Annotated in this window: 13 protein-coding genes; 3 read left to right on the forward strand and 10 right to left on the reverse strand. The window is 51.2% G+C overall.

All coding sequences use genetic code 11. From position 1 onward, the window contains the following. Window positions 1-306: 306 nt before the first annotated feature. Complete coding sequence (gene tyrS / locus LG202_RS09930) at window positions 307-1,506, reverse strand: tyrosine--tRNA ligase (protein ID WP_230348294.1); 1,200 nt, start codon at window positions 1,504-1,506, stop codon at window positions 307-309. 107 nt (window positions 1,507-1,613) lie between these two features. On the opposite strand from tyrS, the gene LG202_RS09935 reads away from it, so the two are divergent. The 3 genes from LG202_RS09935 to gltA are packed head-to-tail and all read left to right on the forward strand — an operon-like array spanning window position 1,614 to window position 5,395. Then, window positions 1,614-2,960 (forward strand): peptidoglycan DD-metalloendopeptidase family protein, encoded by a 1,347-nt coding sequence (locus tag LG202_RS09935; RefSeq protein ID WP_230348295.1) that lies wholly within the window; start codon window positions 1,614-1,616, stop codon window positions 2,958-2,960. Window positions 2,961-2,962: 2 nt separating this feature from the next. Next, the gene (locus LG202_RS09940) at window positions 2,963-4,069 is read left to right on the forward strand and encodes an anhydro-N-acetylmuramic acid kinase (RefSeq protein ID WP_230348296.1); all 1,107 of its coding nucleotides are present in this window, start codon (window positions 2,963-2,965) and stop codon (window positions 4,067-4,069) included. A 30-nt stretch (window positions 4,070-4,099) separates the two neighbouring features. Then, window positions 4,100-5,395, forward strand: coding sequence for a citrate synthase (gltA, locus tag LG202_RS09945; RefSeq protein WP_400881964.1), 1,296 nt, complete (start codon window positions 4,100-4,102; stop codon window positions 5,393-5,395). Window positions 5,396-5,466: 71 nt separating this feature from the next. Here gltA and erpA read toward each other — a convergent pair whose 3' ends face one another. From erpA to recG, 9 genes are all read right to left on the reverse strand, one after another. After that, entirely contained in the window at window positions 5,467-5,820 is a 354-nt protein-coding gene (erpA, locus tag LG202_RS09950; protein WP_230348297.1) for an iron-sulfur cluster insertion protein ErpA, read from the reverse strand. A 55-nt stretch (window positions 5,821-5,875) separates the two neighbouring features. Further along, window positions 5,876-6,280, reverse strand: a complete 405-nt coding sequence (locus LG202_RS09955; RefSeq protein ID WP_230348298.1) for a bactofilin family protein — start codon at window positions 6,278-6,280, stop codon at window positions 5,876-5,878. A gap of 36 nt (window positions 6,281-6,316) precedes the next feature. After that, entirely contained in the window at window positions 6,317-7,021 is a 705-nt protein-coding gene (locus LG202_RS09960; RefSeq protein ID WP_230348299.1) for a DUF6776 family protein, read from the reverse strand. Between the two features lie 7 nt (window positions 7,022-7,028). Beyond that, window positions 7,029-8,081, reverse strand: a complete 1,053-nt coding sequence (gene argC, locus LG202_RS09965; protein ID WP_230348762.1) for an N-acetyl-gamma-glutamyl-phosphate reductase — start codon at window positions 8,079-8,081, stop codon at window positions 7,029-7,031. A gap of 138 nt (window positions 8,082-8,219) precedes the next feature. Continuing rightward, window positions 8,220-8,612, reverse strand: coding sequence for a 30S ribosomal protein S9 (gene rpsI / locus LG202_RS09970; RefSeq protein ID WP_230348300.1), 393 nt, complete (start codon window positions 8,610-8,612; stop codon window positions 8,220-8,222). Between the two features lie 12 nt (window positions 8,613-8,624). Then, a complete protein-coding gene (gene rplM, locus LG202_RS09975) occupies window positions 8,625-9,065 on the reverse strand; it encodes a 50S ribosomal protein L13 (RefSeq protein ID WP_230348301.1) in 441 nt (146 codons plus the stop codon). Between the two features lie 118 nt (window positions 9,066-9,183). Continuing rightward, window positions 9,184-10,053, reverse strand: coding sequence for a 4-hydroxybenzoate octaprenyltransferase (gene ubiA, locus LG202_RS09980; RefSeq protein WP_230348302.1), 870 nt, complete (start codon window positions 10,051-10,053; stop codon window positions 9,184-9,186). Next, a complete protein-coding gene (locus tag LG202_RS09985) occupies window positions 10,054-10,638 on the reverse strand; it encodes a chorismate--pyruvate lyase family protein (RefSeq protein ID WP_230348303.1) in 585 nt (194 codons plus the stop codon). A gap of 12 nt (window positions 10,639-10,650) precedes the next feature. Further along, window positions 10,651-12,711, reverse strand: a complete 2,061-nt coding sequence (recG, locus tag LG202_RS09990; protein ID WP_268867645.1) for an ATP-dependent DNA helicase RecG — start codon at window positions 12,709-12,711, stop codon at window positions 10,651-10,653. Between the last annotated feature and the right edge of the window lie 31 nt (window positions 12,712-12,742).

Consider the following 12,742-nt stretch of genomic DNA (forward strand, 5'->3'; position numbering starts at 1 on the left):
CTTTCTAACTAACTTCGCTTCACATCACCTCGTTCAGCGAGCCGCGCATTTTACAGACCTTTTCGATCCAGTCAAGCAGTTTTTTTAACTTCATTCAAAACTTGCTTAACAGCGCTTCGCTTTCTCAGCGAAGCCGCGCATTTTACAGACCTTTTTAAATCGGTCAAGGAGAATTTTCATTTCTTTAAACTCTCCTGCGAGCCCCGCCGTTCAAGCGAGGTGCGCATTTTACTCACGCCAATTTCCTGGTCAAGCCCTTTTTACGACCGTTACAAAATAATTACAATTGGGACTATTGCAGCTGCATTACTTACTAATAGTAATACGTGCAAATTTGCGCTTCCCCACTTGAGCGACCACCACGGCATCCACAGGTAACTGAAGGTTACGATCCGTAACTTTCTCGCTATCCAACTTCACTCCACCCTGCTCTATCATGCGAAAGGCTTCGGAGGTGCTAGCAACCAAGCCCGCTTGCTTCAATAAGGGACCAATGGCGATTGCAGCCTCTTGGATAGTCACACTCACTTCTGGCACATCTTCAGGAATTCCACCTTTTGAACGCAACTCAAAATCGGCAAGTGCATCAACAGCAGCTTGCTTACTATGGAATCGTGCGACGATTTCCTGCGCAAAGCGCACCTTAATATTGCGCGGGTTCTCACCTGCTGCCACAGAGGCGCGCCACTGCTCAATAGTGGCCATTGACTCAAATGACAACAAGGTAATATACCGCCACATCAATTCGTCAGACACTGACATGAGCTTACTAAATATAGTATTGGCTGGTTCAGCAATACCTATATAGTTACCCAAAGATTTGGACATCTTATTAACGCCGTCCAAGCCCTCAAGCAATGGAACAGTGAGAACAGACTGTGGGGCCTGACCAAAATGCTTCTGCAATTCACGACCCATTAATAAGTTAAAGCGCTGGTCAGTACCGCCAAGCTCAATATCCGCCCTCAAGGCTACAGAGTCATACCCCTGCAATAAAGGATAGAGGAACTCATGAATGGCAATTGGCTGGTTGCTCTTGTAACGCTTTTCAAAGTCATCACGCTCCAACATCCGTGCCACGGTGTGTGTTGCTGCCAACTTAAGCATGCCCGCGGCACCAAGCTCATTGATCCAACTTGAGTTGAACACCACCTCAGTCTGCTCAGGCTTGAGTATCTTGAAAACTTGCTCTTGGTAGGTTTGCGCATTGAGCTGCACCTGTTCAGCACTTAATGGCGGGCGGGTAGCACTCTTACCAGTAGGGTCTCCTATCATCCCGGTGAAATCACCAATCAAGAAAAGTACCTGATGACCAAGATCCTGAAACTGACGCAATTTATTGATCAATACCGCATGCCCCAAATGCAAATCAGGAGCAGTCGGGTCGAAGCCTGCCTTTACCTTTAATGGTCGCCCAGACTTCAGCTTCTCAATCAACTCCTGCTCGCCAATCAGGTCATCAATACCACGCTTTATCAGCGCCCAGTCATCGTTCAAATTCGCCATATCTGATAATTATCCGTATCTTAGGATGCTTTTTTGCCTTCACCATGCAGAATTTTTCTGTTAGCATGCCTCATCGTTGATTTGTAACAGTAATGAGGTAGTGACCAGTGCAGCAAACTGAGCAGAGCCAAAAGGAAGTTATTTTAACGCAAAACCCAGCATTAAAAGAACGCAAGCTACGCCTGCGTTGGTTGCTCGCCATTTCCAGCCTGCCACTCTTCGGTATCATTACTGCTTTTGGTATTGCGCCACAAACCTCTACGCAGGATATTGCGATTTCCACCATTATTGAGGATATTGCACTCCCTGAGATTTCTACCCCGCTAGTTTCAGAAAATCTCGAAAGCGAAAACTATTGGCAAGCAGATCAAGTCCGCCGCGATGACACCTTATCCAGCCTGATGGCCCGGTTGAATGTACAGAATAACGAGGCCCTGGAATTTTTACGCAGAAACGCCGAAGCGAGCGCACTCGCTTCCCAACTGCGGCCAGGACGTGCCATTCAAGCCCAAGTCAACGGCAATGGCGAGTTGCTCAAACTGCAATACCAACTCAGCCCAACTTCTACTCTTACCGTAGAGCGCACCGATTCCGGTTACCAGGCCAAGACTGGTGAGCCGACCTTTGAAATTCATAATGTACTGAAAACAGCTGAAATTCGTAGTTCACTATTTGCAGCTACCGATGCGGCAGACATTCCAGATTCAATCGCCATCCAGATGGCAGAGATTTTCTCTTCCGATATCGACTTCCATAGCGACTTGCGCAAAGGCGATCGCTTTGTCGTCATTTACGAAGCGAAATACAATAACGGCAACTTGGTGAACACCGGCCAAGTTCTAGCTGCTGAATTCACCAATCAAGGCAAGACCTATAAAGCGATTATGTATCGCAATCCCGAAGGTAAAGTCGCGTACTACACACCCGAAGGCAAAAGCTTGCATAAATCTTTCCTGCGCTCCCCACTGGAGTTCACGCGTATCAGTTCCGGCTTCACCATGGGTCGCTTCCATCCGATTCTACAGAAAATGCGCGCTCATAAAGGCGTTGACCTTGCAGCCCCTATCGGCACACGCATTAAGGCACCTGCAGACGGTGTTGTGCAGTTTGTTGGCGTTAAAGGTGGTTACGGCAACGTGATTTACTTGCAACATAGCAATGGCGTCACCACTGTCTATGGTCACCTTTCCCGCTTTGCACCTGGCTTGCGCAATGGCATGAAAGTGTCCCAAGGCGACATCATTGGTAATGTTGGCATGACAGGCATGGCAACCGGGCCACATCTGCACTATGAATTCCTGCTCAATGGCATCCACAGGGATCCTCTGAAGGTAGCACTGCCTGCGGCCCAGCCACTCGCACCACAATATCGTGATGCCTTCCTCACTCACAGTGCCAATTTAAGCGCCCAATTACAATTGCTGAGTGCAAGCAACGTCGCGTCGCTTGACTAGTAGTGCAGGCTAAGCTTTTTATTGGCCTGATGTCAGGCACCAGCCTGGATGGTGCCGACAGCGTCATTGCATCTGTTGATCAACATCACTGCCAAGTCATCGCGCAACAATTCACGCCCTATCCAGCCACGCTAAAACAACAATTATTGGTGCTGCACGATGCAGGCCATAATGAACTGGAAACTGCCGCACTGCTAGGCAATCAGCTTGCGCGGTTGTATGCCCAGAACATTGAAACACTTTTACAGAATGCCAGGATTGATCGCACGGCTATTTCTGCCATCGGCTGCCACGGGCAGACTATACGTCACCGACCCGAACTCGGTTTTACATTGCAGATAGGCAACCCCGCATTATTAGCCGAGCTGACTGGCATCCGAGTCATTGCTGATTTCCGTAGCCGTGACATTGCTGCCGGCGGTCACGGCGCACCTCTGGTTCCTGCTTTCCATGCCGCTATATTCTCGTCCACCGATAAGCACCGCGTGGTGCTCAATATTGGCGGCATTGCCAACCTGACCAATCTACCGACCAACAGTGCGGAGATCACTGGCTTTGATACCGGCCCTGGCAATATGTTGATGGATGCATGGATCCACAAACATCAAGGCAAGGATTACGATGCGAATGGGGATTGGGCTAGCAGTGGCAAATTAATTCCCCAGCTACTACACCAGATGCTTGCGGATCCTTTCTTCTCAATGCCGCCACCGAAGAGTACAGGGCGTGATACCTTCAATCTTGCCTGGTTGGAACGACACCTGCACCAGATGCAGGATAAAACGCCACCAGAAGATGTACAGCGCACGCTTTTGGAGCTGACTGCGATGACGATTGCCATCGCAGTGACACAGTATTGCGGTAATGTTGATGAGCTGTATGTCTGTGGCGGAGGCGCTTATAATGAAGCCTTGCTGCAACGATTACAGAAACTGCTGCCACGGGTAGCCATTGCACTGAGCGATACGCTTGGCCTTAGCGTCAATGCCGTAGAAGCTAGCGCTTTTGCCTGGCTAGCCAGGCAAACCCTGGAGGGCCTGCCCAGCAACCTGCCTGCTGTCACTGGCGCACGCGGCCCGAGAATACTTGGCGCAGTTTATGCTGCGTAATTTGTAACTAATAACCCTCTTGACTCAATAATGATGAAACCAAGCAAAGTCACTCTTACCTTCGATGACGGTTCTGCACCCATCGAATTGCCCATCCTGCCCGGCAAGCTAGGGCCTAGTGTCATCGACATTCGCTCCTTGGGCAAGCATGGCTATTTCACTTACGATCCTGGATTTCTTTCCACTGCTTCTTGTGACTCCAATATTACTTATATTGATGGTGAGCAGGGCTTGCTGTTTTATCGCGGTTATCCCATTGAGCAACTGGCAGAACACTCCGACTTCATGGAAGTTAGCTATCTGCTGATGCATGGTGAATTACCGAATGCTGAGCAAAAGACCAAATTTACCAATACCATCACGCGCCATAGCATGGTGCATGACCAGCTCACGCACATTTTCCGCGGTTTCCGCCGCGATGCGCACCCAATGGCGGTCATGGTAGGCGTAGTTGGCTCCATGTCGGCTTTTTACCACGAAGCGATTGATGTGAGCGATCCGAAAAATCGCGAATTTGCAGCACATCGTTTGCTGGCCAAGGTACCGACAATTGCAGCTTGGAGCTACAAGTACAATATTGGCCAGCCGTTCATGTATCCGAAGAACCGCTTTAACTATGCGGAAAACTTCATGCACATGATGTTTGCTACCCCATGCGAGGACTATGAGCCTAACCCGGTGCTGGCAAAAGCTTTTGAACGCATTCTGATCTTGCATGCAGACCATGAGCAGAATGCCTCGACCTCAACCGTGAGGCTCGCAGGTTCCAGTGGTGCTAACCCGTTTGCTTGCGTTGCAGCAGGGATTGCTTCCTTATGGGGTCCCGCACACGGTGGTGCTAATGAAGCCACATTGAAAATGCTGGAAGAAATTGGCGATGTCAGCCGCATTGGCGAATATATCAAGCGCGCCAAGGACAAAACTGACTCATTCCGGCTGATGGGTTTTGGTCATCGCGTTTATCGCAATATGGACCCACGGGCAGCCATTATGCGCCAGACTTGTCACCAAGTACTGGACGAACTGGGCCTGCATGACGACCCCATGTTCAAACTGGCACTGGAACTGGAAAAGATCGCACTGGAAGATGAATATTTCGTCAGCCGCCAGTTGTATCCTAATGTCGACTTCTATTCCGGCATTGTCATGCGCGCGATGGGCATCCCGAACTCTATGTTCACGGCCATCTTCGCCTTGGCGCGCACCGTCGGTTGGGTTGCACAATGGAATGAGATGATGTCCGACCCCGGCTCAAAGATTGGTCGCCCACGCCAGCTTTACATGGGCCCGGAACGTCGTGACTTTGTACCGATTGATCAGCGTTAAGAAGTTAACGCGATGATGCAAAAGAAAAAGGGGCCTACGGCCCCTTTTTTAATTCACGTGCTAGCTTGCCATTAGGCAGAAAACGATGATCCACACCCACAAGTCGTCGTTGCATTAGGATTACGAATCACGAACTGGGAACCCTGCAGGCTATCCTGATAATCAATCTCAGCACCTACCAAGTATTGCAGGCTCATGGGGTCGATCAACAATGTGACACCATCCTTGTCAACGGTCGTATCATCGTCGTTAACGATTTCCTCAAAAGTAAAGCCGTACTGGAAGCCAGAACAACCACCGCCGCTCACAAATACGCGCAACTTAAGATCCGGCGACCCTTCTTCATCAATCAACTCTTTTACCTTGCGTGCCGCATTGTCGGTAAAGACTAATGGGCTTGGGATTTCTTCTGTAACAGCATTCATGATAGGTAACTCCTTAAACTAATTGAATTCATTATCCTGCGCGCGGCTCGCGCGGTCAATCTTTGCCCTCGGGCACAATAGGGCTTTCTGCTTTGGCAGCATCCCCCAAATAAACCAGCTTGCCCTCAATAATGGCACCGGTGTGGATTTCCAGAGATTTGTAATACACATCCCCGCTAATTCTGGATTTCGCGAGCAACTCCAGATAATGGCTTGAGCGTACCGGCCCTTGCACTTCACCATTCAATACTATGCGAGCCACAGTCACAGCGCCTTCTATGCGTCCTTGCTCACTTAATACCAGCGTACTGGGAGTACCAGAAGACTCACTCACATCTCCCTTGATTTGACCATCCACACGCAAGCCGCCATTGAATGTAATATTGCCCTCAATGCGTGTATCGGTACTGATCAAGGTATCGATGCGGCTTTGTGGTTTATTCTTGCTCTTGAAGAACATGCGTCTACCTTTTTCCAGAAGTGATGCATATCAGCCTCATCCAGGTAATTCTACCTTCTGGCTAATATTGGGCTGTGTCGCCCCGGTTTCAAGAAAGCTGAGTTCAACCTCTTCAGCCGTGATGTTGTCTGGCAAGGCGAAGCTGCCATCCATGCGTTGGTAATAACGGAAATTTACTTTTGCCTGGTTGCTATTGGCAGGCTGTAATATCAGCGGAAGCTTGACCACTTGCCCTTGCTGGTTATGGCCCTGCACGATAAAACTTAAATTACCCTGCACCGGCTTGCTGGAATTGCCTTGCTGGGATAGCACCAAGTGATATTGGTAATGCCCGGGCTCCTTGGCCTTCTCGACGAACAAGCGAGTCAATTTCACCGACTTAGCAACAGCATCACCATTTTGCATGCTTTTATAAAACGCTAAGTCTTCCTTGAGTTTGATTAATTCATCTTGTACCTGCTCGAAATCATTTGCCAGCTTGTCCTGAGCTGCCCGTTGTACCTGCAATTGCCGCTCCGCCATGACAGCACGACTTATCAGCTCCTGCTTGCTCGGCTCGTTTGCATCCACCATGCCTAGGGTACCAGTGACACTCAAGCGCCAATAAGCCAGCAGATAACCCACGATGACGAGCCCCACGATCATGATCCAGCGCCAATACCAGGCACGGTGAGACTTGATGGCTACCGGCTTAGTTGGCTTATGAAAATGACGCTTAACGCGGCGTGAAAGTCGCTTCATCTAACGCTCAAGGTAGCAACGGCACAATATTCAACCCGGCCTGCTCATCCAGATCAAACATGATATTCATGTTCTGCACTGCCTGCCCTGCGGCTCCCTTCACCAAGTTATCCTGCACTACGATAATCGTGAGATAACCGCTATCTGCTTGGGGATAGAGCGCTAAACGCAATTGATTAGCCCCACGCACTGATCGCGTCTCAGGCAAGCTACCTGGAGGCAATACATCGACAAACGCCTCTCCCTGATAACGCGCTTCATACAACGCCTGAATATCAGTGTTCAAACCCGATGCCGAAAGTTTGACATACATAGTGGACAACATACCGCGGATCATCGGGATTAAATGCGGCACAAAAATAAACTGCACCTGCGCACCTGCAAGTTGCTGCAGCTGCGCATGAATTTCAGGATGATGCCGGTGTCCCGCAACACCATAAGCCTTCATATTATCGCTGGACTCTGCAAACAAGGTGGCAACTTCTGCCTTTCTACCTGCGCCAGATACGCCAGACTTGGAATCGGAGATGATAGGGACGGATAGATCGATCAACCCTTGCTCCAATAGAGGAGCCAGCCCCAGCAATACGGTGGTCGGGTAGCATCCTGGATTGCCAATTACTTGTGCAGCGCGCACTTTGTCACGATATAGCTCAGGAATACCATAGGCGGCATCTGCCAAAAGCTCCGGGCAACTATGGGACAGCTTATACCATTGCTCAAATACTGCCGTATCCTGCAAGCGGAAGTCCGCAGCCAAATCAATGACTTTTACTCCCGCAGCCACTAGTGCCTTGGCCTGACTCATAGCAACACCATGCGGTGTCGCGAAAAACACAACGTCACACAAAGTCAGATCAGCTTGTGCCGGATCAGTAAACGCAAGATTCACACGCCCACGTAAGCTGGGGAACATATCCGCCACTGGCAGGCCCGCTTCGCCGCGTGAAGTAATCACACTCAACTCTACATCCGGATGTAGGGCCAAGAGTCGCAACAACTCGACACCGGTATATCCAGTACCGCCAACAATGCCAACCTTTATCTTTTTGCTTTGCATCACTTGAACTTACCTTCCGCATGCCCCATGGCATATCCACAGGAAATCTATAGTAACAAAACCCCAAGACATTTTGAAAACAGCCAAAACAAAAAAGCCGCAACAAGTGCGGCTTTTTTGATGATACGGCAGTAAAGCTTAGCGCTTGGAGAACTGCTTACGACGACGCGCTTTACGCAGGCCGACTTTCTTACGTTCAACTTCACGTGCATCACGAGTGACGAAACCTGCCTTGGACAGGGCGCTCTTCAGAGCAGCATCGTAATCGATCAGTGCACGGGTGATACCGTGACGCACTGCACCAGCTTGACCGGACTCGCCACCACCAGTGACGTTCACCAGAATGTCGAAGCTCGCTTCGTTTTCTGTCAAAGCCAATGGTTGACGCAGGATCATGCGTGATGTCACGCGGGAGAAATACTCGTCAGCAGGCTTGTCGTTAACAACGATGTTACCGCTACCGGACTTCAGGAATACACGAGCTACCGAACTCTTGCGGCGGCCAGTACCGTAGTTATATTTACCAATCATCGCTGCTTATCCTTACGCTTGACTTTGGAGTACCAATGGTTGCGGCTGTTGTGCAGCATGGTCATGCTTCTCGCCAGCGTAGACCTTGAGCTTGCGGAACATCGCATAACCCAATGGACCCTTAGGCAGCATACCCTTGACAGCTTTTTCCAGGGCACGGCCTGGGAAACGCTCTTGCATCTTGCCAAAAGTGGTTGTGGAAATACCGCCTGGGTAACCACTGTGGCGGTGGTACTTCTTGTCCAGCGCCTTGTTGCCAGTTACCTTGATCTTGTCGGCATTGATCACAACAATATAATCGCCCGTATCTACGTGCGGTGTGTAAATAGTCTTGTGCTTACCACGCAGGCGGTGCGCAATTTCACTCGCCAAACGGCCCAGCACCAAATCCGTAGCATCAACTACGAACCAGTCGCGCTTTACTTCATGCGCTTTTGCAGAAAAGGTCTTCATCGGACAAACCAATATTCGCTGAAAAAATTAAGAGGCGGATTGTAAGTCAAGGCTTCACGCTTTGTCAAACATTTATGAGCTAGATTTTTCAATCTGCATAGATACTTAAAATGCATGCTTAAAGATAATCGCTTGCTAGCACGCCCGCAAAGACCACGGCACCCAGCCAGTTGTTATGCAAAAAAGCCTTGAAGCAGGACATGCGATCACGCTCACGGATCAAGGTGTAATGATATAGCGCAATGAATACTGCAACCACCAATCCGGCGAAATACGGCCAGGATTGCAGCAAGCGCACCCCAACCCACGCCATCAGTCCCAAGAACACGATGTAGCACGACATGACGGCAGCAATATCCAGCCGCCCAAAGAAAATAGCGGAAGACCTGATGCCTATCTTGAGGTCATCGTTGCGATCGACCATGGCGTACTCGGTGTCATAGGCAATAGCCCAGAATATATTCGCCAATAGCAGCACCCAGGCCTCCAGCGGCAATTGACCAGTGATGGCAGCAAATGCCATCGGGATGCCAAAACCGAATGCTATGCCAAGATAAGCCTGAGGAATGGAAAGGAAGCGCTTGGTCAATGGATAACTAGCGGCAAGGAACAAGGCTGGGAATGACAACGCCACCACCAAGGTATTCAACTGCAACACCAATGCAAACGCAACCAGACTCAAGCCCATTGCGAGCCCAATTGCCTCCCTCGTCGTCACATCTCCGGTCACTAAGGGGCGTTGGCGTGTACGCTCCACATGACCGTCAAAATTGCGGTCAGCCAGGTCGTTCATGACGCAGCCAGCCGAGCGCATCAATATCGTACCGATGATAAAGACAAACAATACCAAGCTATCCGGCCAGGCGGGACTGGCGAGCCATATGCCCCACAATGTCGGCCAGAGTAATAACAGGATGCCGATAGGCTTATCCAGCCGGGTCAGGCGGTAATAAGCATTCAGCTTTCGTTGCAAAGGTGAGAGATTCATTTATTTAGATGGTTGTAGGGCTTTGTTATCTGCTTCAGGTAGCGTCAACACAGCAGGCAAAAATAGCTCGGTCACCAGCACTGCACCTTGATGCAACCTAAAAACTGAGCGCCTGGCCCACACTGGCCCATAGAGCTGTGGAATATGCGCAGCGGCCAGGCGGTAGAGAAAATGCCGGGGAGAAAGCTTCTTGTATTGCAATTCGTCACGGCACATGCATGGATCAGCAAATAAGGCACTGCCCAATGAGTGGTTGCCAAGTCGCCCCAAGCCGCGCCAGGCACCACGCATCGCCTGCCTGGGCAATACACTGTGGGCAAAGACAACTGCCTCCCCATCACAGCGCAAGATAACATCCCGCAACAGGCTATGCTGCCTAGGCAGCGCATACAGCATCTGCGCCTCATGGAAAGGTGGTTTTGCCCTTGCCTGCCGCACAGGCTGTACAGCAAACTTGCGACTATGTCGCTGCAAACGCAGCGTTAGTGAACCGCGCTCACTCAGCCAGTGACGATAATGCTGCGATCCAATCGGCTTTTTGAGCCAGCGGTCTCGCATCTGCGGGAAATGGGCAAAGACTTTCACCGAGTGATTATCTCAGACTTTAACCAATTCTTCCGCATGGCCAAGCCAGCGAGCCAGATGCACCTCTGCCGCCTGTGGCGCTTGCTCCAGCAATTCTGCTGCGATATCACGAGCAACTTCGAGCAAATCCTGGTCACGCTCCAAGTCGGCAATCTTCAACATGGGCACTCCGCTCTGCCGCACCCCCATGAACTCTCCAGGACCACGTAGCGCCAAGTCAGCCTGTGCGATAGCGAAACCATCACTGGATTCATAGATGATCCTAAGGCGCGCCCGCGCAGTTTCGGAGAGCTTGCCATCCTGATACAGCAAGATGCAACTACTCTTGGCGGCGCCACGCCCGACACGGCCACGCAACTGGTGCAACTGTGCAAGCCCCATGCGCTCGGCATGCTCGATCACCATCAAACTGGCATTAGGCACATCCACGCCTACTTCAATGACAGTAGTCGCCACCAGCAATTGGGTTTCACCTGCACTGAAGGCTGCCATCACAGCCTGTTTCTCGGCAGGCTTCATGCGACCATGCACTAGGCCCACACGCAATTGCGGAAAAGTCTCGCGCAAGCTCTCATAGGTATCGGTCACGGTTTGCAATTGCAGCGCCTCGGACTCTTCAATCAAGGGGCATACCCAATAGGCTTGCCGCCCTTCCATGCAAGCCTGCTGCACTCGCTCCAGCACTTCGTCGCGCCGTGCATCCGACACCAAGCGGGTGACGATAGGCGTACGCCCTGGCGGTAATTCATCAATCACCGAGACATCCAAATCGGCAAAGTAGCTCATGGACAAGGTACGTGGGATAGGCGTAGCACTCATCATCAACTGATGTGGCTGCACACCCTTCTGCCGCAAGGAAAGCCGCTGCTGCACACCAAACCGATGCTGTTCGTCGACGATCGCCAACGCCAGCCGCTGGAATACGACCTGATCCTGAAACAAGGCGTGAGTGCCGATCACCAGCTGCGCCTCACCTTTCTCCACTGCGGCCATCATTTCCCGCCGCTCCTTCTTGCCCTGGCTGCCAGAGAGCCAAGCCACTTGGATACCTAGCGGTGCCAGCCAGCCCTGCATTTTCTGGTAATGCTGTTCGGCCAGGATTTCGGTAGGTGCCATGATGGCAGCCTGCCAACCATTCTCAATCGCTTGTAAAGCCGCCATGGCAGCGACGATCGTTTTGCCACTGCCTACATCGCCTTGCAATAATCGCTGCATGGGATGTGGCTGTTGCAAGTCGCAGCTGATTTCCACTGCCACATGTTGCTGGGCCTGGGTCAAGGCAAAAGGCAAGCTACGCAATAGTGCAGTCACCAAGCTTTTGGATTGGGCCAATGCTGGCGCACCTTGATGTCTACGCCGAGCATGATGCTTCAGCATAGAAAGCTGTTGTGCCAACAACTCATCAAAGGCTAGCCTGCGCCAGGCTACATGATCACGTGACTCTATACTCCCCAGATCAACACCCGGCTCAGGATGATGCAGTTGCCGCAGGCTATCTGCAAAAGCAGGTAAGCCTAGCGGTTGATAAATGGCAGGAGGCAGGATTTCTGCGGTATCTGCCTGCTGCAATGCCCAGCTTATCCATTTACGCAGTGTCGCCTGGCTCAGGCCAGCCGTTGTCGGATACAAAGGCGTCAATGCCTCGGCAACCGGTGCATCCTCTTCGGCCTGTTTACATTGCGGATGCACCATCTCCCAACCGAAGAAACCACCGCGGACCTCACCGAAGGCGCGAATATGTTTACCCTCCTTCAGGCTGGCGACCTGGCTGGGGTAAAAATGCAGGAATCGCAGCACCAGCTGGCCGGTATCATCGCGCAATCGGCAAATCAAGGCCTTGCGCGGACGATACTGGACTTCGGCATGTACGATCTCGCCCTGCACCTGAGCTTGCTCGCCAGCACGCAGTTCACGAATGGGCGTAATGCGGGTTTCATCAAGATAGCGTAACGGCAAGTGCAGCAATAAACCCTGCACATTCACAATGCCGAGTTTAGCAAGACGCCCCTGCAATGCAGGCGTCATGCCTTTGATACCATCAAGCTTGCTATTGGCGGGTAATGTGGGCGCCATGATCTTGGGGAAAGGGCTGATCCTGGCGTGA

The sequence above is a fragment of the Methylobacillus methanolivorans genome, assembly GCF_054588515.1.

Bases quoted from the DNA above. Each gene is read 5' to 3' on its own strand.
- tyrS (WP_230348294.1), bottom strand. From the start codon at position 1,506: ATGGCGAATTTGAACGATGACTGGGCGCTGATAAAGCGTGGTATTGAT.
- gltA (WP_400881964.1), top strand. From the start codon at position 4,100: ATGATGAAACCAAGCAAAGTCACTCTTACCTTCGATGACGGTTCTGCA.
- erpA (WP_230348297.1), bottom strand. From the start codon at position 5,820: ATGAATGCTGTTACAGAAGAAATCCCAAGCCCATTAGTCTTTACCGAC.
- LG202_RS09955 (WP_230348298.1), bottom strand. From the start codon at position 6,280: ATGTTCTTCAAGAGCAAGAATAAACCACAAAGCCGCATCGATACCTTG.
- LG202_RS09960 (WP_230348299.1), bottom strand. From the start codon at position 7,021: ATGAAGCGACTTTCACGCCGCGTTAAGCGTCATTTTCATAAGCCAACT.
- argC (WP_230348762.1), bottom strand. From the start codon at position 8,081: ATGCAAAGCAAAAAGATAAAGGTTGGCATTGTTGGCGGTACTGGATAT.
- rpsI (WP_230348300.1), bottom strand. From the start codon at position 8,612: ATGATTGGTAAATATAACTACGGTACTGGCCGCCGCAAGAGTTCGGTA.
- rplM (WP_230348301.1), bottom strand. From the start codon at position 9,065: ATGAAGACCTTTTCTGCAAAAGCGCATGAAGTAAAGCGCGACTGGTTC.
- ubiA (WP_230348302.1), bottom strand. From the start codon at position 10,053: ATGAATCTCTCACCTTTGCAACGAAAGCTGAATGCTTATTACCGCCTG.
- recG (WP_268867645.1), bottom strand. From the start codon at position 12,711: ATGGCGCCCACATTACCCGCCAATAGCAAGCTTGATGGTATCAAAGGC.